This window comes from Candidatus Methylomirabilota bacterium (assembly GCA_003104975.1).
Classification (GTDB): Bacteria; Methylomirabilota; Methylomirabilia; order Methylomirabilales; family Methylomirabilaceae; genus Methylomirabilis.
In genome coordinates, this window is sequence record PQAM01000018.1 from 1 (window position 1) to 25,776 (window position 25,776).

The window sequence follows — 25,776 nt, forward strand, 5'->3', positions numbered from 1 at the left end:
CCGGACAACCCCTTCGTCGGCGCCGTGCCCGGCCGGGACGAGATCTATGCGCTGGGTCTGCGGAACCCGTGGCGGTTTGCCTTCGACCGGGCGACGGGCGAGCTGTATGTGGGGGATGTCGGGCAAGGCGCGTTCGAAGAGGTCGATCTGGTGACGCTCGGTGGCAACTACGGCTGGCGGGTGTTTGAGGGCGCGCACTGCACGAACCTCGATCCGGCCCGCTGCAGTGAGGGCGGCTTCGTGCCGCCGATCGCGGAGTATGCGCACGTCGGCGACCGCTGCTCGATCACCGGCGGCTACGTCTACCGGGGGCATGCCTCGACGCTGCCGGTGGGGAGCTATCTGTTCGGCGACTTTTGCAGCGGGGAGCTGCTGCTGCTCAGCGGGGGGGTGCAGACCGTCCTGCTCGATACCCCCCTGCTGATCTCATCCTTCGGCGAGGACGAAGCCGGGGAGTTGTATGTGGTGGATCTGACGGGGACCGTGTACCGCATGGTCAATCCGGAGGGTCCGCCGACTACCGGCCCGGATCTGGTCGGTACCTGGAGTCCGGTGAGCCAGATCTGTCGCAGGGGCAGGTGCCGGCTCATGGGTGCCGTCAGGGTCTCGAACCAGGGGAACATGATGTCTCCCGCCTCCCGCCTGCGGGTGATCCTCTCGAACGATGCGGGCTTGGATGCGGGTGACACCGTACTGCGGGAGATGATCATCAGACGGCTTCGGGTCGGACTGGGCCAGACCAGACCGGTGAATGTACTGCTTCCCATCGGGGTGAACATTTCGGGGAAATTTCTTTTTGCCGTGATCGATGCGCTAAACAATGCGCCGGAGACAGATGAGACGAACAATACACCGATGATTGGGCCGATCCCGTAGGGGTCACGACGTCATCCCCTTTCTCACAGTATCCTGCGATGACACCACGTCATCACTCCTCATTTCGAGCCGGCGCCACTTCTCCGTTGATTCGTACAGATTCTCCACCCAACGAACACCTTCTGTTTGCAGTCGGGGGGTAGGTCTACACTACATCGGGGTTCGATGAGGGCGCGGCTGTCCTCATCCATATTTACAGAGATCATGGGGCCGAAAATCGCCGCAGGGTAGATGTTCGTGCGTAAGTTGGGCTAAAGGCCGAGACGACCACTACTACATAAAAAATGAGGTGGGGATGTTCATCCCCTCCTCATGATGGCCGAGCCTGAAGAGACCGCCTACGGCGTCCACGGTGCCGAAGCCGACATCGTACATGGAGGTTGAGTTGTTGAAGGTATCGGCGACGATAAAGTGATACTCGTCATCACAGAACCAGAGACCATGCGGTTCAGGCGCCCCCCGCAAGAGCCCGATATTCGGATCGTGCCCCGCCTCAAGCAGTTCGGCGCTGACAGCCGCCGTGGCAGCCCCCCCCATATGGCTGACAAACCGGTCATCGCGGTTGTCGGCGCCCGGAGCCACCATCACATGGGCATTGGTGGCGCCTGAGCGGAACTGGCTGATCAGCGTCTTGGCGTTCGCATCCATCAACGACAGGCGATTGTCGTGCCAGTTCGTCGAGATGGCAATATCTCGCGTCGGCGTGTGACCGGGCCAGGCATTACGCGGGTTATTGCCCACATCGGGGATGCGGGTGATACCCCAGGTCGCGGTATGAATGACCTGATATGCGCCGTCGAAGTCTTTGACCGACTTGTTTTTGATCTTCGTGGTCTTCTCGCCCACCTCCTCCTGACTCTGGGTGCTGACCCATATTTCATCACCGATCCCTGGAACGGGCGGGGGCCCAAGCGGATGCTTGTGCGCCCGCGTCAGACCGGCCACGTCGTTCGGACCTTTCGGTGTACTGTCGGCAGCACAGACCTCGACCGTCATATACGGGTGGATCTTACAGATATACTTGTTACATCCCGGCGCCAGACCGGTGGTCTGACAGGAGGCGGATCACAGCAGATACAATCGTCTAAGCCGACAGCCTTTTGACCGATGCTGATATCCGGATAGAAAAACCCCGATGGGCTCTGAAGGTAGGATGGTGGGAGCGATTGGTCCGTCTGATCGAGTTCAGCGATGGAAACGACGCTTCAGTCTTTCGTAGCCTTCTCGTCCGCTGAGATAGAAGCCGACTCCGAACATTCCCCAGCTCAGCAGCAGCACGAGCAAAGCCGCGTTCAGTTTCATCGTACCGGAGAGTGGAAGAAATGGAATAACGAGATAGGCCGGATAGACGAGGAAACTTGCAGCGATCAAGATAACGCCCGCAATGAACCGAACGCGCCGATCAGCTCCGCCGGGTGTCACAAATGAGCCGTGAATAACGTTGGCGGAAGTCGCCCCTCGCCGTTATCGAGCCATGCGTCACGCGACCCGCGGTCGCACGGCCCCTCTACACCAGTAGCACGCGGAACCGCCTCGTTAGCTCTCGCTGACGCGAATCCTCAGCTCTTGACCGATTAACAGTGTCGCCTTATGTCCCAGATCGTTCCAGCGGCGAAGTTCATCAGGCGTGACATCATGAACCCTGGCGATTTCCCACAGGGTATCGCCTCTTCTTACCCGGTAACGAACATGGGCGGCGGACGCTCGGGTTGACCGACCTTTCTCGCGCTGACCGTTGGAAGCCTGCGCAACGACCCGTAACGCCAGACCCGGCTTGAGCATGGCCCGGCGGTCTAGATCATTCCACCGGCGCAGCGCGTCGAGATCAACGCCATACGTCCTGGCGATCTTGTACAGCGTATCACCACGCTTGACGACATGGACGCCGGAAGGGGAAGAGGAGGGCGTGGTCTTCTTGTTGACCGCTACGGAACGACCCCTGGACCCGCCGCGCCCTGCAGCCGCCATGGCCGCTCCGGTCGCCTTCCTTCTCTTGGCGCCTTGTCGCTTCTCTGCTGTCCTGGACGGCTTGCGATCCGTGTAACGGGGGAGCCGATCAAGGTTAGCCATCAGGATCTCCCCGGTGCCCGGCGGCAGCAGAATCTGGTGCTCAGCGGCATGCACCGGGGTGACCCCGCGCATGAGGGCCGGATTCAGATCGCGCAGCAGATCGGACGACACGCCTACCGCCTGAGCAACGGAACTCAGTTTAATGGCTCCAGGCACGGTCACCCGCTCGACCTCCCAGGGTTCCTCAACCGGTGCGACAAAACCGTACTGATCAGGATCCTTGGCAATAATCGTCGCCGCCATGAAGGCCGGAACAAACAGCTCGGTTTCTTTGGGAAGCCTCAACGACCAGAAGTCGGTCGTTCCCTGGGTTTCGATGGCTCGCTGAACCCGGTGCTCGCCGGCGTTATACGCCGCCAGCGCCAAGGGCCAGGATTGAAACATCTCGTACAGATCTTTCAGGTACGCGGCTGCCGCTCTCGTGGCCTTTTCCGGGTCCCGTCGCTCATCAAGCCAGTAGTTGACCCGCATGCCGTACCGATTCCCGGTGGCCTTGATAAACTGCCAGATCCCGGAGGCCTTGGCCCTGGAGTATGCACGGGAGTTGAAACCGCTTTCGACGTATGCCAGATTGACAAGATCTTCCGGAAGCCCCTGCTCTCGAAAGATTTCGCGCATCATCGGCAGGTACCGGCCGGAACGCTCGAGAGCTCGACTCATCACCCCCCATTTGCGGGTTTGATAGTACTCGATATACTCCTGGACCCGTTCGTTGAGTACGATCGGTACGTCAAAGTCGCTCAGATCCAGGTCGGGAAGCGACACCACTGCCCCGCTGGGAGATACCGCCGTCGGTTCGTCATCGGACACGACCAGATCAGGGGTCGCTTCCGTGTCCGCTTCGTTCTCCTCCTCCTGCTCATCGACCCGGCTATCGGCAACCGGACCCGCCGAGGCGCCGGTCAATGCCGCCTTGAGGCGCGCCGTCTCTTCGATCAGTTGCAGGCGAAGATCCTCGGGGGTCGCCGCCTGAGGGAGCATAGCCAGGATGCGTATTGATGCCTCCAGCTCCTGCCGGGCCGCCGCTCGGTCTCTCGCCGCCAGGGCCTGCATCCCCTTAGATGAATGGACCAAGCCGTTGCGGATCGCGTCGTCGTTGTTGTCGACCATTTGGAGCGTCCCGTCAAGCGTATCGCCCCGAGGTTGGATCGGCGGCGTACTCGATGGTAAGACAACCGCGGCGGTCGGTTGATGACCGATGGGGATCGGTACCGGCGGGAGTTGAGCGGCGCTATGGTTATCAATCGGATGGGTGGAGGGGCGGGCTGGAGTCGGGGCGAGAAACGATGTCCCGACTGCAATAGCGATCGCGATCCCCAGGAGCCTTCGGGAGAATCGATGGTCCATCGTGACCTCCGGTCGGGGTTGCTGGGCCAACGTCGGCTGGAAGCAGGTAACCGTGACAATCCGCTCGGTCTCAGAAGCTCCTGCCGTAACGAGCGATGTACGGTCTTATACCTTGCCTTCGACCGTTTGTCAAGCATTTCCAAGCGGGTCAGTATACATCAGGGCGCTGTTCGCAACGACTCGTCTACCCAGGCGAGGTAGTCGGGGGATCCGTCCAGAATAGGGATGGCGATCACCTCCGGCACCGTGTATGAGTGCACCCCTTTTACGACCTTAATAATAGAGGGGAGGAGTTCACTGCGGCTCTTCACCACCAGCAGCGCCTCCTTCTGGCGTTCAATCACCCCCTGCCATTGAAAAAGCGAGGAAACCCCAGTGACGATGTTGACGCAGGCCGCTAACCGAGACTCAACCAACGTCTTCCCGATCGTCTCCGCCTCCTGTGTGGAGCCCGCCGTAATAAGGACGACGATGTGTGTTGTTGCTGATCCCATCTCCCTCTCCTTTCTTGAAGAAACTATAGCGAATCGTCTATTTGTCCTTAATATTCAATATATTATGGACACATTAGCCGATTGTCGAAGATGGGTCAAGGGGTTTTCTGTAGAGCCCGTTGATACCAGGGTCGCATAATCTAACAAATTTTTGTTAAATATTCTTGACACTGATGGACTAATGTTATATCTTACTGGGTGAAAAGAGCGAGACAAACCCGGTCGCCATTCAATTAGTAACGACAATTTCTTGTAAGGAGGGTACAAGGTGGCAAAGGTTCTCGGTATCGATCTCGGAACAACGAACTCGGTGATGGCCATTATGGAGGCGGGAGACCCGGTGGTGGTCCCCAATGCCGAAGGCGGTCGACTGACCCCGTCGGTCGTGGCCTTCTCCAAGGAGGGCGAGCGGCTGGTCGGTCAGGTTGCCAAGCGGCAGGCCACTACGAACCCTGAAAATACGATCTTTTCGATCAAGCGCTTCATGGGTCGACGTTCTGAGGAGGTCGGCCAGGAGATCAAGTTGGTGCCGTACAAGGTGGTTCGGGCCGGCAATGGTGATGCGTCAGTTGAGGTAAGAGGGAAAGGCTATTCACCGCCGGAGATCTCCGCCATGATCCTCCAGAAGATGAAGACGGATGCCGAGGCCTATCTTGGGGAGAAGATTACACAGGCGGTGATCACCGTTCCGGCCTATTTTAACGACTCCCAGCGGCAGGCCACCAAGGATGCCGGTAAGATCGCCGGTCTCGAGGTGCTTCGAATTGTGAACGAGCCGACGGCGGCGGCGCTGGCCTACGGCCTGGATAAGAAGAAGGACGAAAAGATCGCCGTCTACGACCTGGGGGGCGGGACATTCGATATCTCGATCCTGGAGTTGGGCGAAGGGGTCTTTGAGGTCAAATCGACCAACGGCGATACCCACCTCGGAGGCGACGACTTCGACGAACGGATCATCTCGTGGCTGGTGGAGGAATTCAAGAAAGATCAGGGAATCGACCTGCGGAAGGACCGGATGGCGCTTCAGCGCCTGAAGGAGGCGGCGGAAAAGGCCAAGTGCGAGCTGAGTACGGTGTTGGAGACCGAGATCAATCTGCCGTTTATTACGGCCGATGCCTCCGGCCCCAAGCACCTGAGCATCAAGCTGACACGGGCGAAGCTCGAGCAGTTGGTCGAGGATCTGATCCAGCGCTCCGTAGGACCCTGTCGGCAGGCACTGAAGGATGCCGGGCTCGATCCTCGTGATATCGACGAGGTCGTCCTGGTGGGCGGCCAGACCAGGATGCCGAAGGTCCAGCAGCTTGTGCGTGAGCTCTTTGGGAAGGAGCCGCATAAGGGGGTCAATCCCGATGAGGTGGTCGCGGTGGGCGCCGCGATCCAGGCCGGCGTACTCGTGGGCGATGTCAAAGACGTGGTCCTCCTGGATGTGACGCCGCTTTCGCTGGGGATCGAGACCTTGGGCGGGGTGATGACGCGGCTGATCGAACGCAATACCACCATCCCCACCCGCAAGGGCGAAACCTTTACGACGGCGGCCGACAATCAGACCAGCGTGGAGATTCATGTCCTCCAGGGAGAGCGGCAACTGGCCCGAGACAGCCGGACGTTAGGCCGGTTCCACCTGGTGGGCATCCCGCCGGCCCCGCGCGGCATTCCGCAGGTCGAGGTGACCTTCGATATCGACGCCAACGGTATCCTCAATGTCGCCGCCAAGGACCTGGCCACCGGCAAGGAACAGAAGATTACAATTACGGCCAGCTCCGGCTTGACCAAAGATGAGATCGAGCGGATGGTCAAGGACTCCGAGCGGTGCGCCGAGGAAGACAAGAAGCGTCGTGAGGAAATCGAGGTCCGAAACCAACTCGACAGCCTCTGCTACCAGACGGAGAAGATGCTGAACGAGAATCGCGAAAAGCTCCCGATCGCCGAGCTTGGCACCCTGGAGACCGCCATCAACGCCGGCAAAGAGGCGCTGAAGGGCGAAGAGATCGGGAAGCAACGCGAGGCGCTTGATCAACTCACCAAGGCGTCTCACCGGCTGGCCGAACTGCTCTACCAGCAGGCCCAGAGCAAACAGCAGGCCGACGCCGGCGGGCAGGCTCAGGGTGAGCCGTCGCAGGGGGCGCCGGAGGGCGGCGTGGTTGATGCCGAGTTTGAGGATCTCGGCGATAAAGGCGACAAGAAATGACAGAAAGAAAGGAGGTAAAACAGATGGCGATCGTACGATGGGATCCATTCCGCGACGTCATGACGCTCCAAGAACGGATGAACCGCCTGTTCGACCAGGCGCTGTCCCGGACCCGGACGGATGACGAGGAGGGGTTGACGACCTCCATGTGGTCGCCGGCCGTGGATATCTTCGAGACCCCGGACAGCATCGTCATGAAGGCGGAGCTGCCTGGGGTGAGCCGGGATAACATCGACATCCAGGTGCAGGACAATAGCCTGATGCTGAAAGGCGAGCGGAAGTTCGAGCGCGAGGTGAAGGAGGAAAATTATCTTCGAATCGAGCGCGCATACGGGGCGTTTCACCGCGCCTTCAATCTGCCGACCGACATCCAGCAGGACAAGATCAAGGCGGTGTTCAAGGACGGCGTGCTGGAAGTGACCATGCCGAAAGCGGAAGAGGCGAAGCCCAAACAAGTCAAGATTGACGTCAAGTGACAGGCGATGACAAGGTAGCTACAAGGTTAATAGACTGAAGGCTGAAGGCGTGTGGGGGTAACGCAGCGATCACACACCGGGTCGAGCATGTATAGCTTTCAGCCTTCAGTCTACACGCCTAAGCAGTTGCCGGTACACGCATGAATAAACGGGATTACTATGAGGTCCTTGACGTCCGCAGGGGGGCCTCGGAGAAGGAGATCAAGCAGGCGTACCGGCGCCTGGCCAGGAAGTACCATCCCGACGTCAACCCCAACAACAAGGCGGCTGAGGCGAAGTTCAAGGAGATCACCGAGGCGTATGAGGTCCTGAGCGATTCGGCCAAACGGGCCCAATATGACCAATTCGGGCATCAGGTCTTCGGCGCGGGGGCCGAGGCCGGGCGGCAGCCTGGAGGGGGACCGGGCGGGTTTGACTTTAGCCGATTCGACCTCGGGGGTCCAGGCGGGATAGAGGACCTCTTTTCCGATCTGCTCGGCCGACATGGACAGGGGGTTCAGGCCGGACCGGCAAAGGGCGAGGATCTCCACTATACCGTTGATCTTCGGTTCGAGGATGCGATTCGGGGGCTGTCCACCGAAATCAGCCTTCAGCGACACGCCCCCTGTTCGTCCTGCTCAGGCACGGGCGGCAGAACAGGGGGGCAGTTTTATCCGTGCCCTGCCTGCGAAGGGAGCGGGCGCGCACGAGGGAGATTCGGGCTCTTTGGCGGACATCAGACCTGCTCAAGGTGCCGCGGGACCGGGAAGCTCCCGTCCTCCCTGTGCGACGCCTGTGGCGGCGCGGGGACGGTGCTCACAACCGAACGGATCGCCGTCAAGATCCCACCCGGTGTGGAAAACGGCTCGAATGTCAGGGCCCAGGGCAAAGGACACGCGGGACGTCTGGGGGGACCGCCCGGAGATCTGTATATCGTGACACGTGTCCGTCCTCACCCCTTTTTCGAACGAAAGGGGGACAATATCTACTGCGAGGTCCCGATCTCGGTGACAGAGGCCGCGCTGGGGGCCAAGATCGAGGTTCCAACCGTCGACGGCAAGGCCTCGATGCGCATCCCCCCCGAGACGAGCAGCGGTCAGATCTTTCGCCTCCGCGAGATGGGGGTCCCGCATCTGAAGGGGACAGGGCGGGGCGACCAGTTCGTCACCGTAAAGATCATACTACCGCGCAACCTCGATACACGGTCGCAAGAGCTGTTCCGAGAGCTGGGGCGCCTGCATCCGGAGAACCCGAGACGCGCTATTTGGAAATAACGGTGTGCACGCAGGCACGCTGAAGGGGGGATCATGGTAACGCGACGACGGCGTCGATACTCGATCAGCGTCGTGGCCGAGATGTTCGATATCCATCCGCAGACGCTGCGGGTCTATGAACGGGAAGGGCTGCTTCGACCGGCCCGCACCGAGGGGAATACGCGGGTCTATTCGCAGGACGATGTGGAACGGATCGAGCTCATCCTGCGACTGACCAAGGAACTGGGCGTCAATCTGGCTGGGGTGGAGGTGATCCTGAACATGCGCGACCGGATGGAACGGATGCAGCGGCAGATGAACGAGCTGTTGCAGGCGATGGCCCAGGAATTCGATGCCGGGATGAAACATTGGGAGGACCGCGAGGAGGAGGGTCTGGTACCGGTCAAGAGACACGGGTTACTCCGCCGGATAAATCTGTAACGGGTCACCGTTGTTCAGCCGGCTCATCCGTCGGGAAAATCGGTTGTGCGGTGTCCGGTTATCCTTGACAGGGTACCGGTGCTGTACTAGCGTATACACAGAAGGAAGAGCACTAGATCGGCGCGGACGGGCACCTGGTGCCTTGTCGCACCCGGAGAGGAGAGAAGAGCAACATGAACAATACCCTGAAGACCACGGCCCTGCTCGGGTTACTGACCGGCCTGTTGATTCTGATCGGCGGTTATTTCGGCGGAACTCGGGGGATGAGTCTGGCCTTTGTGCTGGCCTTTGTCATGAACTTCGGGGCCTACTGGTTCTCGGACCGGATCGTCCTGGCGATGTACCGCGCCCAGCCCGTCACCGAGGCGGAAGCGCCGGACCTGTACAGGATCGTCCAGGGGCTGGCGATGAGGGCCCATATGCCGATGCCCCGCGTCTATATTATTCCCAGCGAGGCCCCAAACGCGTTTGCGACCGGGCGCGACCCTGAGCACGCGGCCGTCGCCGCCACACACGGCATCATGCGCATTCTGACCGAGGAAGAACTCGAGGGGGTGATGGCGCACGAATTGGCCCATGTGCGCAATCGCGATACGCTGATCAGCACCGTCGCGGCGACACTCGCCGGTGTGATTGTGATGCTGGCCCGAATGGCGATGTGGATGCCGTTCTATGGCGGGGGCGGTCGGGATGACGACAATCGCGGAGGCGGCATGGGATTTCTGTTCCTGGCTATTCTGGCCCCCATCGCGGCAACCGTGATTCAACTGGCGATCTCGCGGTCGCGGGAGTTTCATGCCGACGAATCGGGCGCCAGGTTGACTCACAAGCCGTACGCCCTGGCCTCAGCCCTTCAGAAGCTTGAGATGGGCGCCGGCCGTATACCGATGGAGGCCAACCCGGCGACGTCGCACCTGTTTATCGTCAACCCGATTCGCGGGAACGCGCTCTTCAAGCTCTTCTCCACCCATCCGCCCATGGAGGAGCGCATTGCGCGCCTGCGGGCGCTGGTGGTCTGAGGCGGTACGAGCAGACGGTCGCACGTGAAGACCTTATCCCGAAGCGGGCCTCTGGCCCGCTTTTTTTCTCTCCTGGTAGTCGTCGTCTCGCTGGCCGCGTGCGCGTCAATCCCCGGCGGCGAGCGGACGTTGACGTTGCGTCCCGGACCTCAGCGACTACCCACATTGCGGGCCCAGGGCGACCTGGTGATCGCGACCCTTCCGGGTGCGACCGTCACCGTAGAGCCGCTCACGGCCAAGGGTCTGGACGTCTACTACGCCAGACGAGCCACCCTGCTGAACCCGTTTAACCTGTTTTCCACAAGGGCCAAGGGCCTGCTCGCCTTCGTTGTCCGCATTCACAATGTCGGACGGGAACGGATCCATTTTGATCCGGGCCAGACCGCCCTGGTGGATCAGAAGGATCGCCGCTCGACAGCGCTTGGGTATGATGAACTGTATAGCCTCTTTTCAGAACTGCATGCGTCGACCACTGCCCTGCGAGCACTGCAGGACACGGTGCTGACCAACCTGCTGGTCGTCCCCCCAAAGCTCGATCGGGAAGGTCTCCTTTTCTTCCCGGCACCCGATCCGGACGTGAAAACGGCCATCCTTGAGGTCGGCTCGTTCTACATCGGCTCGGCCGAGCAACTGCTGCTGTTCGAGTTTGAGGTCAAGCACCCGTCCTGACCTCACACCACCACTCCGCTCACGGCTCGACACCCGTGAGATGACGCGCGAAATGGTTTGACAGGTAAAGGTCGGAATGGTATTGAAAGCCGTGACAATTGCGATCCTAATTCTACCCTGAGAGGAGGAAGGTCATGCAACGGGCAATTGGGGTGCTGGGAGTCGGGTTATTGCTGATGGGAGTGTATGACGGGGCCGAGGCCGCACCGGCAAAAAGTTCCAGGGCGGTTATTGAGATGGCGACCGGGAAGATTGTGGTGGAGTTGTACGAGACTGATGCGCCGGGAACCGTCGCGAACTTCATCAAGTTGATCAAGTCGGGCTTTTACAACGGTCTCAGCTTCCACCGCGTCGAGCCCGGCTTCGTCGTGCAGGGCGGTGATCCCAACGGAAACGGAACCGGCGGCCCAGGGTACACGATCAAGGACGAGGTAAATGCCCGTAAACATGTGACTGGGGCGGTGGCCATGGCCAAGACCATGGCGCCCAACAGCGCCGGAAGCCAGTTCTATATCACCCTGGCGCCCCAGCCCATGCTCGACGGTCGATACACGGTATTCGGCCAGGTCGTGGAAGGGATGGATATCGTCGCGAAGATCAAGCGGGGCGACATCATGAAGAAGGTGACCGTTGTTGGGGCCGCCCAGTGAGCCGTCGTCGGCAAAGCTATTGACATCTACACACAAAAGATGCGATTATACGTTGTTGGAAACCTGATATGATGGCTTCCAGGATCTACAACGAAGGTTCCTAAACCGCAGATCATCTCATCGCTATTGACAAGGGGGTGTAAGGGGAATGGCGAGTGTGACGGTGAAGGAGGACGAGTCGTTTGAGGTCGCCCTCCGCCGTTTCAAAAAGCAGTGCGAAAAGGCCGGGGTACTGTCCGAACTGCGCAAGCGCGAACACTACGAGAAGCCCAGCGTCAAGCGCAAGAAAAAATCGATAGCCGCCAGGAAGAAAGCAGCGAAGCGTGTCCGCTTTGGCGTCGAGTAAGACGTGGGTGTGTTAAAGGCGCAATTGGCGGAGGATCTCAGGGCGGCCCTCAAGGGCAGCGATCGATTGAGGACGTCGGTACTGCGGCTGCTTCATGCGCTGATCAAGAACCGAGAAATAGAGAAGCGGGGAGAGTTGGACGACGCCGAGATCGTTCAGGCCGTAATCGCGTCGTGCAAAACCCGGAAAGAGGCCATCGAGCAGTACACGAAGGCGGGACGCCCTGAGCTGGCTGCCAAGGAGCAGGCCGAGCTGGCCATGTTAGAAGCCTACCTGCCCGCACCGCTCTCTCCGGAAGAACTCCGGAAAAAGGTGCAGGAAGCACTGGCCGCGGCGCAGGCCGGTTCTTTAAAGGATATGGGAAAGGTGATGGCGATTCTGATGCCCCAGATCGCAGGCCGGGCCGATGGGAAGCTTGCCAGCCAACTGGTCAAGGAGGCCCTATCACAACACTGATCGTCGCGCAATGGTTTCATCATCACGGCACGCCCGCACCGGAATGGATCGTTCAGGGGACTCGACATCGAGTCCCCTGTATGTTTCTGGCGATCCGCACATAAGGTCTCTGTGTTCGATGAATCGGATTGATCAACATACCCTTGACGTCCTGGAGTGGCCGGCCATCCAGACGCGATTGGCTGCCAGGACCGGATCGCCCCTAGGCCGGGAGTTGGCCCAGACCCTTCGCCCCCTTCCCACGCTGGAAGAGGCCGAAAACGTCCGGAACGAGGTGGCGGAGTTCCGGGTATTGTTGTCCAGGGAATCCGCGCTGCCCTTTGACCAACTGTGGGATATCAGGGAATCGGTTCGGCGATCTCGCCCCGAAGGGGCCGTCCTTGCGGCGATCGACCTCGTCCGAATCGCCACATCGTTAGAGGCGTCGACGACGATTCGTCATACCATCGCCCGCTCCAGGGCGTTGTGCCCTCAGCTTGATGCCATCGCCTCGCAACTCGACGATCATGCCGATCTGGTCGAGGCGATTCACGCGGCGATCGACGCGGCCGGAGAGGTCAAGGATACGGCCAGCCGGAAGCTCCGCCAGCTCCGTCTCCGACTCCACGAGATCCGCAACCTGATCTATGCCCGATTACAGTCGTTACTGACGACCCCTACCCTGCAGCCGTATATCGCCGAATCGCTTGTCACGCTTCGAAACGATCGCTATGTGATCCCCGTCAAACCAAACTACCGGACCGCCTTCAAGGGCGTAGTCCAGGATCGATCGGTCAGCGGCGTGACCGTCTTTCTGGAACCGCAGGAGGTGGTCGATCTCAACAACCATTTGCGACTGCTGCAGCGATCCGAAGCGGAAGAGATCCGACGGGTGCTGGCCGCGCTGACCGCGTCGCTTCGATCGCAAGCCGACACCGTACTCCTCACCATGCGGCTTACGGCCGATCTGGATGTCCGATGTGCGGGAGCCCGATTGGCCGACACGCTCGGCTGCGCCCCCGTCGCCCTGAAACCGACAGGCCCGCTGCGGTTGCGGGGGGCCAGACATCCGCTCTTGCTCGAGCAGATCGACGCGACCGGGGTCCATCACCCCATCCCGATCGACCTGCGTCTGGGCGACGGTTTTGATGCCCTGCTGATTACCGGACCGAATACCGGCGGCAAAACGGTGGCGCTGAAGACCGCCGGTCTGCTCTCGCTGATGGCGCAGGCCGGTTTGCATCTGCCGGCCTCGGCCGATTCCGAGGTCCCCTTTTTCAGCGGCGTCCTGGCGGATATCGGCGACGAGCAGAGTATCGAGCAAAGCCTCAGCACCTTCTCCTCCCATATCGGTCAGATTCGGCGCGTCCTCGACGCGGCCCAGCCCGGGACCCTGGTGTTACTCGACGAACTCGGCGCGGGTACCGACCCGGTAGAGGGGGCGTGCCTGGGCATTGCGATTCTCGAGGCGCTGCTGGAGCGAGGCGCGCTGGTTGTGGCGACGACACACCTGGACGCCATCAAGGCCTATGCCTATTCGCACCCGCGAATCGAAAACGGCTGTGTGGAGTTCGACCTTGACACGCTCAGACCGCTGTATAAATTATTAATTGGACTTTCCGGACGCAGCCACGGTCTGGCGATTGCGGCTCGGGTCGGCTTGCCGGCCGGTGTCATTCGACAGGCCGAGCGGTTGCTTGGCGAGGGGCGCGATCCCTTACGGCTGCTGTTGGATCGGCTGGAGGGCGAGCAGCAACGTCTGACCCTGGAGCGCGAGGCGCTGACCCGTCAGGCGGCCGAGACAGCCAGGGCGCACGGTGAGGCCGAGGCACAACGGGATGCGGCACGGAGCCGGGCGGAGCACCTGTACCATCTCGCATGCCAACAGACCGAGAGCGCGGTCGCCGATGCCCGGGCCGAGATCGACCGACTGCTCCGGGAGTTCAGGTCGGCGCAGTTGCGTGGGCGGTCGGTGCAGCAGGTGCGCCGGCAACTGGGCGCGCTGGAACGCGAAACCAAGGTCAGGCTCAGTGATGCCGTCGGCGCGGAGCCTGTCCTGCGCAGCGTTGATGCGGCGACGGTCCGCGACGGGCAGCAGGTGGCGATCAAGGGTCTTGGGCAACACGGGGTCGTCGTCGGCACGCCCTCGCCCGCCGGTATCGTGGAGATCCGGCTTCCGCTTGGGAAGGTTCGGGTCCCGCTGGAAGCGATCGTCGCCTGCGGCGGCGCCGATCAGGGCGAGACGAGCCGGCCGATCCGGCTGGCCAGGGCAACGGATGATGTCAAGGGCGAACTGAACCTGATCGGGTGCGATGCGGCCGAGGCGGCCCGTCGCGTCGATCAGTATGTCGGCGACGCGTTCATCGTCGGACTGCCGACTGTTCGGATCATCCACGGAAAGGGATCGGGCGTCTTGAGAAAGACCGTCACCGAGTTATTGGCGGGCCACCCCCTGGTCGAGCGCTTTCGAGTAGCCGACTATCGGGAAGGGGGAATCGGCGTCACGATTGTCGAGTTGTATCCCCATGGCGTGCCCATGGGTGGAGCGGCATGAAAAGGACACACCCACAGTGATCTCTGAGGAGGCGGTCGCCCGGGTGCTGGCGGGTACGGATATCGTGCAGCTCGTCGGCAGATACCTTCCTCTGAAGCCTTCCGGACGTTACTATAAGGCCCTCTGCCCCTTTCACAATGAAAAGACCCCATCATTTATCGTCAACCCGGAGCGTCAGATCTTCCACTGTTTCGGCTGCGGGGAGGGCGGGGATGCCATCGGGTTCCTGATGAAGCAGGAACGCTGGAGCTTCCCCGAGGCCATCCGGTCGCTGGCCGACCGGGCCGGAATCAGTCTGCCGGCACGGCTCCAGCCCCACACAGGCGGCGGGACAGGACAGAGCGAACGCGCGCGTCCCGGGCTGCTGGAGATCCACAAGAGCACAGCGGAGTTCTTTCTCGCCCAGCTTCGGCATCCGACCATCGGGGCGCCCGCTCGGGCGTATCTGAAGGGCCGGGCCATTCCGGATTCGGTGGTCGAGCAGTTCGGGCTCGGGTATGCGGCCACATCCTGGGACGGGCTCCTGCGCCACCTGGTACGGAGGGGATTCTCCAAAAAGCAGGTCGAGGAGGCTGGGCTGGCGCTGCCGCGCAAGGAGAGCGGCGGGGCGTATGATCGTTTCCGGAACCGGCTGATGATCCCGATCTGCGATCCGACCGGACAGATCATCGCCTTTGGCGGCCGCGTCCTGGACGATGCCCTGCCGAAATACCTGAACTCGCCGGAAACCCCGCTCTACAGAAAGGGGGCGCACCTGTTCGGCCTGCACCTGGCGGCGCCGGCTATTCGCGAGCGAGGGTCGGTGCTTGTGGTGGAAGGGTATTTCGACCTGATCGCGCTGCACGCCCACGGGATGCCGCATACCGTGGCCGTTTTGGGTACGGCGCTGACGGCACAACAGATCGCCCTGCTCCGCCGGCATGCGACCCGGGCCTTCCTGCTGTTCGATCCGGACCCGGCCGGGATTGCCGCCGCCAGACGGTGCGTCGAGAGCCTGCTCAACAGCGGGCTGGAGTGGCGGGTCATCCTGCTTCCGGACGGCGAAGACCCCGACAGTTGCCTGCGGAAGCGCGGTCCGTCGGCCTTTGCCGATGCGGTCGCGCAATCGAAGGATCTGATGGAGTTTCTGCTTGATCGAAAGGTCTCGGGATTCGATCTGACCAGCCCAGACGGCCAGGCCAATGCGGTCAACACCGTCCTCCCCCTCCTGGGTGCCGTCGAGAATGAGATTACACGGCAGCGGTATGCGGAAAAATTGGCACGCCGCGTGTCGCTTTCGAATGAGGCCATTGTCCGAGAGCTGAACCTCCAGGTAAGAGGTCGCAAGCGGGACGCCATGCCGCCGTCGCTGCAACCCCGGGGGCTGCCGTCCATCGAGTGGAAGCTGATCCACCTGGCGCTTCACCATCCCGGCGCGGCCCATCGTGTGCGGGAAGGCGTACGGCCGGAGGAGTTGCTGGATCGGACGCTTCGCCGGATCTTTCAATATGCGATTCTGGGGCCGGAGGCGGGTCGCGCCGCGATCCCCCTCGCCGCGATGGAACCGGAGGCCCAGCGGATGCTGACAGAGTTGCTCGCCACCGATCTCGAGGAGTATGAGGGGGAGGAGGCGATTGAGCGGGCCCTCACCGATTATCTTACGCGCCTGACGCTTAGGCGTACGCGCGAGCAAGGCGAGGAGCTCCGACGACAGATAGACGCGGCCGAACGGGCGGGTGATCATGCGGCGGTTGCGCAACTGCAGGCGCAGTTTCTGGCGCTCGGCAGAGATCGCACTCGACCTCACGCCAGGGCGGTCACGTAACAATCGGACATTACGGACAGCACATCGCTGAGAACTGATAGCTGGAGGTTAAGGGAGACAGAATGGCAAACGCGCACAAGCCAAGACGACCGTCGCAGGCGACCCGATGGAAAACGCCTCACCAGGCCTCGCGTCCTCTTCAAGCGGCCCGCAAGCGGGGGGTCCAGAGCAAACAGCCCAAGACCGAGGCGGCCCCGACGACCTCCCCGGTCAGGAATACCCGAAACGCTGCGGGCGCCAAAGACGCCAAGAAGCCGATGACGGCGGCCACCGAGGCGATGAGAGAGGGAATCAAGCCGCTGGTGTCGCTCGGGCGGAAAAAGGGCTACCTGACCTACGAAGAGGTGAATAGCTTTCTGCCGGAAGAGGTGACCTCCGGCGACCAGATCGATAAGATCCTGAATCTGTTCGATGAGATGGATATCGAGGTCGTCGATGAGGCCCAGCGCGCAAAGGCCGCCAGATCGCCTGCGCCCCAACGGGAAGAGGAAAGCGCCGAGGCGGAACCCGAGCTGATGCCGTCGACCGTCGGTCGAACCGACGACCCGGTTCGGATGTATCTGCGGGAGATGGGGAAAACCCCGCTGCTGACGCGTGAGGGAGAGATTCAGATTGCACGGCGGATCGAGGAAGGCCACAAAGAGGTTGCTGAGGCGGTCTGCCAGGCGGGGGTCGCAGTTCGGGAGATTGTCGAGATCGGAGAGCGGCTCTTGCACGGCAAGGCACGGATTTATGAGTTACTCTCGCTCAATGAGTTTGACGAGATCTCGGAGCAGAAAGAGCGCGAACTGCTGACCGAGCACACTCCGACTATCGAGGCCCTTCGGGATGAGCAGTTAACGATTGATAAGCTCCGGCGTCGATATCAGCGCGGCGTCGGGCGCCTCAGCGAACGGTGGCAGCAGAAAGCCCTGGACGAGTTGGCGCGCCGGAAGGCGGCGCAGGCCACGCTGATTCGACAGCTTCATGTGAACCAGCGCGTCATCGAACGGGTGGTGGCCCGGATTCGCAACCTCCTGGAACGGATCGAGTACGGCGAGCAGGAACTGCGGGAGGTGGCGCGGGTCCGCCGCCTGTCGATGGAGGATATCAAGGTCATTTCAGGCAACGGCCGGGGCAGAACAACCGCCATACGAGAGATTCTGCGTCGAACCGGCCTCGACCGCAAGGGGCTGGATGAATGTGAACGCGACGTGACGGCCATCCAGCGCAAGATCCGGCGGGTTGAAGAAGAGGCCGATGCCACCGGCAAGGAGCTGCGATCGCTGCTGCATGCCATCACGAACGGCGAGCGAAAGGCGCATCTGGCCAAAAAGGAGATGGTAGAGGCCAATCTCCGCCTGGTGATCAGCATCGCCAAGAAATACACCAATCGCGGCCTCCAATTCCTCGACCTGATTCAGGAAGGGAACATCGGCCTGATGCGGGCCGTCGATAAGTTTGAATACCAGCGAGGCTATAAGTTCAGCACCTACGCGACGTGGTGGGTCCGCCAGGCGATCACACGGGCCATTGCCGATCAGGCCCGGACCATCCGGATCCCCGTTCACATGATCGAGACCATCAACAAACTGACGCGCGCCTCGCGGTACCTGGTCCAGGAGTTCGGCAGGGAGCCGACACCCGAGGAGATCGCCCAGAAGATCGATCTGCCGGTCGATAAGGTCAGGAAGGTTCTGAAGATTGCACAGGAGCCGATCTCGCTGGAAACGCCCATCGGAGAGGAGGAGGGATCCCACCTGGGCGACTTCATCGAGGATAAGGCGGTCATCTCCCCCATCGACGCCGTCATCGGCATGAACCTGAGCGGTCAGACCGAGCAGGTCCTCGAAACCCTGACGGAACGGGAGCAAAAGATCCTGAAGCTCCGGTTCGGACTGGGGGATGGACGCGATCACACCCTTGAGGAGGTCGGTCAGCAGTTCGACGTCACCCGCGAGCGAATCAGGCAGATCGAGGCCAAGGCGCTCCGGAAACTCCGCCATCCCACGCGGAGCAGAAAACTGAAGAGCTTTGTAGAATCCTAGGACGGCAATCGGCGTGTCACAGTCGTCGGAATCATTGCCGATCGGGTGCCGTCCGTCGCGCGTCGTCTGCTGGGGCCCATAGCTCAGTTGGTTAGAGCCCCCGGCTCATAACCGGGTCGTCCCTGGTTCGAGTCCAGGTGGGCCCACCACATTATGTACTGGCTACTACCACTGGCCACTCATCACTGGGGTGCACCGTGCTTCAGGACTTAGAGCAGCTCATCGCACTGCAGGGGCTGGACGCGGAAATCGCCCTGCTGGAAGGGACCATTGCCACCATCCCGGGCCAGATCCGGAACATGGAGCAACAACTGATTCAGGCCAAGGCGGCCCTGGAGAAGGCGACCGCCGAGGTCGAGCAGCTTCAGAGGCTTCGCCGACAGAAAGAGCGCGATCTCGACGAGGCCGGCCGAGAGCTGAAAAGGCGCCAGGGTCGACTGTTCGAGATCAAGACCAACCAGGAATACACCGCTACTCTGAAAGAGGTCGAGGGGCTGAAACAGAAGATCTCGACGCTGGAAGAGGAGATTCTCATCGGGTTTGATGCCATCGACGGCGCGGTCGCGATCCGCAAGCAGGAGGAGGCAAAGGTCCGGGTGACCGAGGCGGAGTTCCTGAGGTACAAGCAGGCGCGGGAAGACGAACTGCGGTCACTCCAGGACCGCTTGTCGACCGTACGGAAGACCAGGCAGGGGCGGTCGAGAGGCGTCGAGGCGTCCCTACTGCAGGTGTACCTTCGGCTGCTTAAGAGCCGGGACGGCCTGGCGGTGGCGAATACCACCGGGCGCTCCTGCGAAGGATGCCACGTGAGCCTCACGCCCCAGTTGTACAACGAGGTGCGCCGCAACGAGGCGATCCGCACCTGCGAAGGATGCGGACGGATCCTCTATTGGAAGGGCTGACGCCGGGGCGGGGCGCCGAGGCGCCGGATGCCGGCCCCGAGGCACGCCGGGGGGGGTCGCGACTGGTGATTCACATCGACGGCGCGGCGCGCGGCAATCCCGGACCGGCCGGGATCGGCGTCATGCTGGACGGCGGGGCGGGACCGGTACGGACCCTCTACCGCTACATCGGCGAGACCACCAATAACGTGGCCGAATACGAAGCGCTTCTCCTGGCGTTACGGGAGGCACAAGGACTGCACCCCGCCGGCGTCAGGATTCGATCCGACTCGGAACTGCTGGTTCGACAGATTCAGGGCCGATATCGGGTCAAGAGCCCGCGCCTCGCGACGTTATACGCGCAGGCGCGTACCCTCATTCAGCAGCTCTCGACGGCCGACTGCCGGTTTTCGATCGAGCACATCGGTCGCGAGCTGAATCGTCAGGCGGACGCGCTGGCCAATCGCGCCATCGACGAAGCCCTGTCCGCGCTCCCCAACACGAGATCGCGATCATGACCGAACAGCATCGAACCGTCGCCGGATTCTTCCACGTTCAGCAGGCCGGCTGTTGCCGGGCGGCGAAGACGGCCCCGACCGTGGAGTGTATCGGATGAAGCGCGGCGCACCGGGACAGCGAAGCGCGCACACCCCCCCAGCCAGATGCGCGGAGATCCTCGAGAACAGCCTGCACGGGTTGGGTTTCGATCGGGTCATCCGTCACCTGGCGCTCCGTCGGGCCTGGGACCGGGCCGTCGCCCAGCGGATCAGGGAGCGGGCGACCGTCGAGGACTTCAGGGGCGGGTGCCTGTACCTGTGCGTTGAGGATCCCATCTGGATGCATGAACTGCACATGTTGCGCCACCAGCTCAAGACCATCCTGAATGCGGAGGTCGGCGAGCCGGTCGTCACCGAGATTGTGCTGCGGATCGGCCGCATCCGTCGGCATGCGGACCGGACATACGCCCCCCGCGGTGGGCGGACGGAGGCCCGTACGGTTCCGCCTGAGATGGAGGCAGGCATCGCGACACTGCTGAACCCCCTTCAGGATTTGCCATGGTGTGATGCCGTCCAACGACTCTTCCGACGCTGGGCCGGGAGGTCGCCGTAATATCCATGCGACACGGCTTGCGAAAATCACGCACTTCAAGTACAATCGCGGCTGATCCGCGTAACATAGCGTACATATCGTCTCAGACACAGCAGGTCTGAGGAGGGAATAATTGTGAGCCATCAGCGAACGCTTCAGAGGATCATCATCTGCGATGGGATCGGGCTGCATACCGGCCAGCCGGTCAAGATGACGCTTCGTCCCGCGCCATCGAATTCCGGTGTTGTGTTCAAGCGCACCGACCTTTCCCTTGCGCCGACCATCGAGGCCGTCCCCGCGCACATCGTCGACGTCCATCATGCAACGACGATCGGCAAGGACGGCGTCACGGTCAGGACGATCGAGCACCTGATGGCGGCGCTCGCAGGAACCGGACTGGACAACGTCCTGGTCGAGCTCGACGGTCCGGAGGTACCGGCCATGGACGGCAGCGCCGCACCGTTTGTCGAGTTGATCGGGAGGGTCGGCCTGAAGCGACAGATGACGGCCAGGACCTACCTCAAGATCAAAGAGCGGTTGGTGGTCGAGACCGATCGTTCGAGTATTCAGATTGTGCCGTCGGAACGTCTGCAGGTCATCTATACCATGCGCTTTGATCACCCGACCTTGGGGGAGCAGTCGGCCGCCTTCGACATTACCCGGGAACGATTCGCCAAAGAGATTGCGCCGTGCCGGACCTACGGCTTCCTCAAAGACATCGAAGAGCTGCATCGCCGCAACCTGGGGCTGGGCGGATCGTTCGACAACGCCATCGTCATCGGCGACAGCGGGGTCCTGAACGGCGATCTCCGCTTCAGGGACGAATTGGTCCGCCATAAGGTCCTCGACCTGTTGGGGGATCTGTATCTGCTGGGCCAGCCGGTCGTCGGAACCATTATCGCACACGGGGCGGGCCACTACCTGCACACCAGGCTTGTACGGGAGATCCAGCGTCACCTGGATCTGGAACATCTGGCCACGGCCCGCAGCGGCGTGATTGAGCGATGGGCCAGGCCGCTTCTACAGCCGGAACGGTCCCTCGAGGTCGCCCCCTCGTAATCGCGCTCCCGTACGCGATTCTTCACGTTCCGTCCCGTACCCCTCCCCTGCCGGGGGTCCGTCTCCGCCATGAGAAACCTCGAAGTCGCCAGGCTGTTTCACGAGATCGCCGACCTGCTGGAGATCAAGGACGACAACGTCTTCAAGATCCGGGCCTACCGCCGCGCGGCCATGAACCTGGAGGCCTTGACCGAGGCGATCGAGGCGGTGGCGGCCCGCGGCGGCCTGGCCGAGATCGCGGGAATCGGCAAGGACCTCGCGGCCAAGATCCGGCAGGCGCTCGAGACCGGACGTATCGATTATCTCGAGGAGTTGCGCGCGGAGATCCCCCGCGGCGTGGTCGAGCTGATGGCGATCCCGGGTGTCGGCCCCAAGACCGCCGCGCTCCTCTTTCACCGGCTTCAGGTCGATTCGGTCGAGCGGCTCGAGGCGCTCGCGCGGCAGGGCGCGCTCCTGGGTCTGCCCGGGATCAAACAGAAGACGGTCGACAATATCCTGAAGGGCATCCACGTCGTCAAGGCGGGGCGCGAGCGGATGCCGCTGGGACGGGCGCTGCCGCTGGCCCGTGAGCTGGTCCAGATCCTGGAAACGCTCCCCGATGTCAGGCAGATCAGCCTGGCCGGCAGCCTTCGGCGGATGCGCGAGACCGTCAAAGACTGTGATCTCCTGGCCACATCAACACATCCGGCCAAGGTCATGGCGGTCTTTACGTCGCTCCCACAGGTGGCCGAGGTCCTGCTTCAGGGCGACACCAAGGCGACCATCCGGCACCGCGAGGGGATCCAGGTCGATCTGCGGGTCGTCGAGCCGGACTGCTTCGGCGCGGCACTGCAGTACTTCACCGGTTCCAAGGCCCATAACATCCGGGTGCGCGAGCTGGCTGTCCGTAAGGGGCTGAAGGTCAGCGAGTACGGCGTCTTCAAAGAGGCGACCGGCCGGCGGATCGCCGGCGCCAGTGAAGAGGAGGTCTATCTGGCGGTGGGCCTGCCGTACATCCCGCCAGAGCTTCGGGAAGACGGGGGCGAAATCGAGGCGGCGCTCGACGGGCGGCTCCCCAACCTGCTGGAACTCCGCCACATTCGCGGCGATCTGCACGCCCACACCGACTGGACCGACGGCCATCACCCCTTGGAGGCGCTCATCGAAGCGGCCCAGCGGAAGGGGTACGAGTATATCATCGTCTCGGATCACTCCCACGCGGCTACCGTCGCCGGCGGCATCTCTGAGGCGCGACTGCTCGAACAGATCGGGCAGATTCGCACCCTCAGAAAGAAATACACCACGATCCGGATCCTGGCAGGGAGTGAGTGCGATATCCTGGCCGACGGCAGTCTCGATTTCCCGGACCGGGTGCTGGCCCAACTGGACATCGTGGTCTGCGCCATTCATTCCCGGTTCAAGCAGGATCGGGCCGGGATGACCGCCCGGATCGTCAAGGCGCTCAGCAATCCCTATGCCCACATCTTCGCCCATCCGACCGGCCGTCTGATCGGTGAGCGCGATCCCTACGACGTCGACCTGGAAGCGGTCATGGCGGCGGCCAGGCAGCACGGTAAGGCCCTGGAGATCAACGCCCAGCCGTCGCGCCTCGACCTGAACGACCACCATGCACGGCGCGCGAAGGAACTGGGCGTGAAACTCGCCATCAGCACCGATACCCACCTCCTGGATCAGCTCGACAACATGGCCCTCGGCGTCGCCGTCGCCCGCCGCGGGTGGATTGAGAGATCGGACGTCATCAATGCCTGGCCCGCAGACACACTCCTCGCCTGGGCCCGCAAGGATCGTCCACGCGTCGCCTAGCCGCTCCGGGCACCCCGCAATCGCCCAACCCTTCTTCTTCCACTCCCTACTGCCCCTTTACCGTCCGAATCGCCTGCACGAGTTTTACGCGGCAATGATTCCAGCCGAAACGTCGCAGTTGACGTCATGCAGGGATACAGTTACAGTAATACCCTTCACCACCCGGTCTAAGATGACAACAGAGCAGAAGAGCACCGGTGTATATTCAACACGATACGATAGCATCAGCCACGCGGCAGCCTCCGTCTCCGCCTCCCCTTCGCCCCGGGTACCCGCCGGGTGCGGAGAGGGCGCGGGTGAGGGGGCAGACAACCGCGCGGGCTGACCCAGGTCGTCCCGTATAGTAGGGGCGCTGCTTGCTGCGCCCTGTCGGGTTCACGAAGCGCGCATCAGTTAACCATGGTGGAGGCATCATGCCGCGAAACGATCAGGTCACGCGCCAGTGGCAGCTTCTCCGACAGTTAGAAGGCGCCAGAGGCGCAACAATCGAGGAACTCGCCGAATCTCTGCCTGACGATGTGCCCAAACATCCCCGCACGATACGACGGGACCTCGCCGCCCTCGAGAGCGCCGGCTTTCCCCTCCTCACCGAGCGGGTCGAGGGGCAGGTCCGCTGGAAGCTGATGGACGGCTTCCGACGTATCCCGACCCTGGCGTTTTCGCCAACTGAACTCATGGCGCTGATCTTCAGTCGCGACCTGCTCACACCCCTGGAAGGGACCGACATCAAGGCCGCTCTTGACTCCGCCCTGAATAAGGCCACCGCAGCGCTCCCGCCGCACGGTCACGCGTACGTGCGGCAGTTGCAGGGCTTCTTCTCGGTCGGACTGGGTCCGCACAAGGTCTATCGACACCACCAAGACACCATTAATCGGATCACACAGGCCATTACCCAGTTCCGCAGCCTCCAGATGCGATATTACTCCGCGTCCCGCAACGCCACAACCCGCAGAGAGGTCGATCCCTACCGCCTCTGGTATGCGGCCGGCGCCCTGTACCTGATCGCCTACTGTCGCTGGCGCCGGGAGGTACGCCTGTTCGCCGTGGACCGTATCCGGTCCCTGGCCATCACGGATCATCCATACCAAATGCCCCTGGGCTTTCATGTCGAGGCGTATGTGCAGGATGCCCTGGTGGTCATGAGCGGGAAGCCGATCACGGTCGAGCTGCTGTTCAGTAGGTCCGCGGCCCCCTGGGTGAAGGATCGGCTGTGGCACCCGAGTCAGACCCTGACGCCGCTCAAGGGAGGACGGCTGAACATGACCCTCTCGGTCGCCGACTCACCCGAACTGATCGGATGGATTCTCAGCTTCGGCGGTCAGGTGCAGGTGCTCACGCCCACAGCCCTGGCCGAACGGGTCCGCGACGAGGCCCGGCGGATTCTCAATCACAAGTGACCCCGGATGTCACAAGGGGGCGGTACACTGTGCCGGATCGTTCCGGTCGTCCAGAGGAGGATCGCTCAGGCGATCACGGTGATCGGGACCGACCGGGCACGTCCTGGTGGGGCGAGGAGAGATCAGCGTAGTGTCCCCCATACGTCCCTTTTCAGTGATCGTCATTCCGGCCAAGCCCGCATCGCGGGCGCGAGCCGGAATCCAGAACATAGCAGGATTCCTGGATTCCCGCTTTGCGGAGTGACAATACGTGGAACGTCAACTTCTTCGCCGAACTTATGACTCGGGACACCAGACGCAAAGACAATATTCCAGCTTGACGTCACAAACTGTGACCTCAAGTTCAAGTAGGAACCGGTCACAGTTTGTGACCGGTTCCGAGAAACACTGGAATCCGCGATGCCTTCCCTACGCCTTTAGTGAACACCGCGCGCTCATGGCAGTGAACGTACTGAACAGTCTCCGCACGCGGAGGATTTTATTGGGTAAGATCCCGGGGCCTGTGATCCAAGGTCAAAGAGGTAGTACGTGATGAGCGAATCGCTGGCGTCGATGGAGCGAATTCACCGGGCGATTCTTGTCTTCCGTGGACAAAAGGTCATATTGGATCGCGACTTGGCGGTCCTCTACGGGGTGCCCAAAAGCGCTCAAACAGGCGGTAAAGAGAAACCTCGGCCGATTCCCCATGGACTTTATGTTTGTCCTGACTCCGGAGGAGTTTGCCGAATGGAGGTCACAGTTTGTGACCTCCAAGGCGGACCGATGATGCCGTTCGCCCTTCTCCTTCGCCCCCGGGTACCCCTTGGGTGTGGAGACGGCGGAGTTGAAGGTGAGGACGCGAACGCGTAAGATAGCGCAGGTCATCAGGGATCGTAGGGGCGCTGCGTGCCGCGCCGTAACTGACGGCGCTTTCCCGCCG

At 61.8% G+C, this 25,776-nt stretch carries 24 protein-coding genes, 1 tRNA gene and 1 pseudogene; 21 read left to right on the top strand and 5 right to left on the bottom strand.

Going from position 1 to position 25,776, the window contains the following annotated elements; translation table 11 throughout:
* On the top strand, positions 1 to 876 hold an 876-nt coding region (locus C3F12_12820; protein PWB42797.1), incomplete at its 5' end, for a hypothetical protein.
* A gap of 273 nt (positions 877 to 1,149) precedes the next feature.
* Here the strand turns inward: C3F12_12820 and C3F12_12825 are convergent.
* From C3F12_12825 to C3F12_12840, 4 genes are all read right to left on the bottom strand, one after another.
* Positions 1,150 to 1,872 carry a hypothetical protein gene (locus C3F12_12825; GenBank protein PWB42798.1) on the bottom strand — a complete coding sequence of 241 codons (723 nt, stop codon included), beginning with the start codon at positions 1,870 to 1,872 and terminating at the stop codon, positions 1,150 to 1,152.
* Between the two features lie 189 nt (positions 1,873 to 2,061).
* Positions 2,062 to 2,298 (bottom strand): hypothetical protein, encoded by a 237-nt coding sequence (locus C3F12_12830; protein PWB42799.1) that lies wholly within the window; start codon positions 2,296 to 2,298, stop codon positions 2,062 to 2,064.
* Positions 2,299 to 2,412: 114 nt separating this feature from the next.
* Positions 2,413 to 4,293 (bottom strand): hypothetical protein, encoded by a 1,881-nt coding sequence (locus tag C3F12_12835; protein ID PWB42800.1) that lies wholly within the window; start codon positions 4,291 to 4,293, stop codon positions 2,413 to 2,415.
* A 158-nt stretch (positions 4,294 to 4,451) separates the two neighbouring features.
* The gene (locus C3F12_12840) at positions 4,452 to 4,787 is read right to left on the bottom strand and encodes a cytochrome C biogenesis protein CcdA (GenBank protein PWB42801.1); all 336 of its coding nucleotides are present in this window, start codon (positions 4,785 to 4,787) and stop codon (positions 4,452 to 4,454) included.
* Between the two features lie 268 nt (positions 4,788 to 5,055).
* Here C3F12_12840 and C3F12_12845 point away from each other — a divergent pair, with 268 nt between their 5' ends.
* The 19 genes from C3F12_12845 to C3F12_12935 all read left to right on the top strand — a co-directional run bounded on the left by C3F12_12845 (position 5,056) and on the right by C3F12_12935 (position 24,857).
* Positions 5,056 to 6,975: a molecular chaperone DnaK gene (locus C3F12_12845; protein PWB42802.1), complete on the top strand. Its 1,920-nt coding sequence runs from the start codon at positions 5,056 to 5,058 to the stop codon at positions 6,973 to 6,975.
* 23 nt (positions 6,976 to 6,998) lie between these two features.
* Positions 6,999 to 7,451, top strand: a complete 453-nt coding sequence (locus C3F12_12850) for a molecular chaperone (GenBank protein PWB42803.1) — start codon at positions 6,999 to 7,001, stop codon at positions 7,449 to 7,451.
* Between the two features lie 140 nt (positions 7,452 to 7,591).
* Positions 7,592 to 8,704, top strand: coding sequence for a molecular chaperone DnaJ (dnaJ, locus tag C3F12_12855; GenBank protein PWB42804.1), 1,113 nt, complete (start codon positions 7,592 to 7,594; stop codon positions 8,702 to 8,704).
* Positions 8,705 to 8,737: 33 nt separating this feature from the next.
* On the top strand, positions 8,738 to 9,124 hold the full coding sequence (locus C3F12_12860) for a MerR family transcriptional regulator (GenBank protein PWB42805.1): 387 nt from the start codon (positions 8,738 to 8,740) through the stop codon (positions 9,122 to 9,124).
* A 173-nt stretch (positions 9,125 to 9,297) separates the two neighbouring features.
* On the top strand, positions 9,298 to 10,143 hold the full coding sequence (locus C3F12_12865) for a zinc metalloprotease HtpX (protein PWB42806.1): 846 nt from the start codon (positions 9,298 to 9,300) through the stop codon (positions 10,141 to 10,143).
* 24 nt (positions 10,144 to 10,167) lie between these two features.
* Complete coding sequence (locus C3F12_12870; protein PWB42807.1) at positions 10,168 to 10,812, top strand: hypothetical protein; 645 nt, start codon at positions 10,168 to 10,170, stop codon at positions 10,810 to 10,812.
* Positions 10,813 to 10,946: 134 nt separating this feature from the next.
* Entirely contained in the window at positions 10,947 to 11,462 is a 516-nt protein-coding gene (locus C3F12_12875) for a peptidylprolyl isomerase (protein PWB42808.1), read from the top strand.
* Positions 11,463 to 11,610: 148 nt separating this feature from the next.
* Positions 11,611 to 11,808 carry a 30S ribosomal protein S21 gene (locus tag C3F12_12880; GenBank protein PWB42809.1) on the top strand — a complete coding sequence of 66 codons (198 nt, stop codon included), beginning with the start codon at positions 11,611 to 11,613 and terminating at the stop codon, positions 11,806 to 11,808.
* Between the two features lie 3 nt (positions 11,809 to 11,811).
* Positions 11,812 to 12,264 (top strand): glutamyl-tRNA amidotransferase, encoded by a 453-nt coding sequence (locus tag C3F12_12885; GenBank protein PWB42810.1) that lies wholly within the window; start codon positions 11,812 to 11,814, stop codon positions 12,262 to 12,264.
* The gene (locus C3F12_12890; protein PWB42811.1) at positions 12,215 to 14,797 is read left to right on the top strand and encodes a hypothetical protein; all 2,583 of its coding nucleotides are present in this window, start codon (positions 12,215 to 12,217) and stop codon (positions 14,795 to 14,797) included. The genes C3F12_12885 and C3F12_12890 overlap by 50 nt, the downstream gene beginning before the upstream one ends.
* Positions 14,769 to 16,601 (top strand): DNA primase, encoded by a 1,833-nt coding sequence (locus C3F12_12895; GenBank protein PWB42812.1) that lies wholly within the window; start codon positions 14,769 to 14,771, stop codon positions 16,599 to 16,601. Before C3F12_12890 ends, C3F12_12895 begins: the two co-directional genes overlap by 29 nt.
* Before the next feature lie 62 nt (positions 16,602 to 16,663).
* Positions 16,664 to 18,628: an RNA polymerase sigma factor RpoD gene (locus tag C3F12_12900; GenBank protein PWB42813.1), complete on the top strand. Its 1,965-nt coding sequence runs from the start codon at positions 16,664 to 16,666 to the stop codon at positions 18,626 to 18,628.
* Positions 18,629 to 18,700: 72 nt separating this feature from the next.
* Positions 18,701 to 18,777, top strand: a tRNA-Met gene (locus C3F12_12905).
* Between the two features lie 48 nt (positions 18,778 to 18,825).
* Entirely contained in the window at positions 18,826 to 19,530 is a 705-nt protein-coding gene (locus C3F12_12910) for a hypothetical protein (GenBank protein ID PWB42814.1), read from the top strand.
* Positions 19,500 to 20,027, top strand: a complete 528-nt coding sequence (locus C3F12_12915; GenBank protein PWB42815.1) for a hypothetical protein — start codon at positions 19,500 to 19,502, stop codon at positions 20,025 to 20,027. Before C3F12_12910 ends, C3F12_12915 begins: the two co-directional genes overlap by 31 nt.
* Before the next feature lie 94 nt (positions 20,028 to 20,121).
* Positions 20,122 to 20,619: a hypothetical protein gene (locus tag C3F12_12920; protein PWB42816.1), complete on the top strand. Its 498-nt coding sequence runs from the start codon at positions 20,122 to 20,124 to the stop codon at positions 20,617 to 20,619.
* A 108-nt stretch (positions 20,620 to 20,727) separates the two neighbouring features.
* Positions 20,728 to 21,657 (top strand): UDP-3-O-[3-hydroxymyristoyl] N-acetylglucosamine deacetylase, encoded by a 930-nt coding sequence (locus C3F12_12925; protein ID PWB42817.1) that lies wholly within the window; start codon positions 20,728 to 20,730, stop codon positions 21,655 to 21,657.
* 69 nt (positions 21,658 to 21,726) lie between these two features.
* Positions 21,727 to 23,460 (top strand): DNA polymerase/3'-5' exonuclease PolX, encoded by a 1,734-nt coding sequence (locus C3F12_12930; GenBank protein PWB42818.1) that lies wholly within the window; start codon positions 21,727 to 21,729, stop codon positions 23,458 to 23,460.
* A gap of 413 nt (positions 23,461 to 23,873) precedes the next feature.
* A complete protein-coding gene (locus C3F12_12935) occupies positions 23,874 to 24,857 on the top strand; it encodes a transcriptional regulator (GenBank protein PWB42819.1) in 984 nt (327 codons plus the stop codon).
* A gap of 9 nt (positions 24,858 to 24,866) precedes the next feature.
* Here the strand turns inward: C3F12_12935 and C3F12_12940 are convergent, their stop codons facing one another.
* The gene (locus C3F12_12940) at positions 24,867 to 25,067 is read right to left on the bottom strand and encodes a hypothetical protein (GenBank protein PWB42820.1); all 201 of its coding nucleotides are present in this window, start codon (positions 25,065 to 25,067) and stop codon (positions 24,867 to 24,869) included.
* A 321-nt stretch (positions 25,068 to 25,388) separates the two neighbouring features.
* On the opposite strand from C3F12_12940, the pseudogene C3F12_12945 reads away from it, so the two are divergent.
* Positions 25,389 to 25,623 (top strand): annotated as a pseudogene (locus C3F12_12945) (hypothetical protein).
* Positions 25,624 to 25,776 lie beyond the last annotated feature (153 nt).

What these genes read in the sequence shown, in the direction of transcription:
- C3F12_12865 (PWB42806.1), top strand. Translation starts at nt 9,298, where the DNA reads ATGAACAATACCCTGAAGACCACGGCCCTGCTCGGGTTACTGACCGGC.
- dnaJ (PWB42804.1), top strand. Translation starts at nt 7,592, where the DNA reads ATGAATAAACGGGATTACTATGAGGTCCTTGACGTCCGCAGGGGGGCC.
- C3F12_12835 (PWB42800.1), bottom strand. Translation starts at nt 4,293, where the DNA reads ATGGACCATCGATTCTCCCGAAGGCTCCTGGGGATCGCGATCGCTATT.
- C3F12_12890 (PWB42811.1), top strand. Translation starts at nt 12,215, where the DNA reads ATGGGAAGCTTGCCAGCCAACTGGTCAAGGAGGCCCTATCACAACACT.
- C3F12_12860 (PWB42805.1), top strand. Translation starts at nt 8,738, where the DNA reads ATGGTAACGCGACGACGGCGTCGATACTCGATCAGCGTCGTGGCCGAG.
- C3F12_12875 (PWB42808.1), top strand. Translation starts at nt 10,947, where the DNA reads ATGCAACGGGCAATTGGGGTGCTGGGAGTCGGGTTATTGCTGATGGGA.
- C3F12_12900 (PWB42813.1), top strand. Translation starts at nt 16,664, where the DNA reads ATGGCAAACGCGCACAAGCCAAGACGACCGTCGCAGGCGACCCGATGG.
- C3F12_12930 (PWB42818.1), top strand. Translation starts at nt 21,727, where the DNA reads ATGAGAAACCTCGAAGTCGCCAGGCTGTTTCACGAGATCGCCGACCTG.
- C3F12_12895 (PWB42812.1), top strand. Translation starts at nt 14,769, where the DNA reads ATGGCGTGCCCATGGGTGGAGCGGCATGAAAAGGACACACCCACAGTG.
- C3F12_12915 (PWB42815.1), top strand. Translation starts at nt 19,500, where the DNA reads ATGCGGACGGATCCTCTATTGGAAGGGCTGACGCCGGGGCGGGGCGCC.
- C3F12_12920 (PWB42816.1), top strand. Translation starts at nt 20,122, where the DNA reads ATGAAGCGCGGCGCACCGGGACAGCGAAGCGCGCACACCCCCCCAGCC.
- C3F12_12880 (PWB42809.1), top strand. Translation starts at nt 11,611, where the DNA reads ATGGCGAGTGTGACGGTGAAGGAGGACGAGTCGTTTGAGGTCGCCCTC.
- C3F12_12850 (PWB42803.1), top strand. Translation starts at nt 6,999, where the DNA reads ATGGCGATCGTACGATGGGATCCATTCCGCGACGTCATGACGCTCCAA.
- C3F12_12935 (PWB42819.1), top strand. Translation starts at nt 23,874, where the DNA reads ATGCCGCGAAACGATCAGGTCACGCGCCAGTGGCAGCTTCTCCGACAG.
- C3F12_12940 (PWB42820.1), bottom strand. Translation starts at nt 25,067, where the DNA reads ATGTTCTGGATTCCGGCTCGCGCCCGCGATGCGGGCTTGGCCGGAATG.
- C3F12_12840 (PWB42801.1), bottom strand. Translation starts at nt 4,787, where the DNA reads ATGGGATCAGCAACAACACACATCGTCGTCCTTATTACGGCGGGCTCC.
- C3F12_12825 (PWB42798.1), bottom strand. Translation starts at nt 1,872, where the DNA reads ATGACGGTCGAGGTCTGTGCTGCCGACAGTACACCGAAAGGTCCGAAC.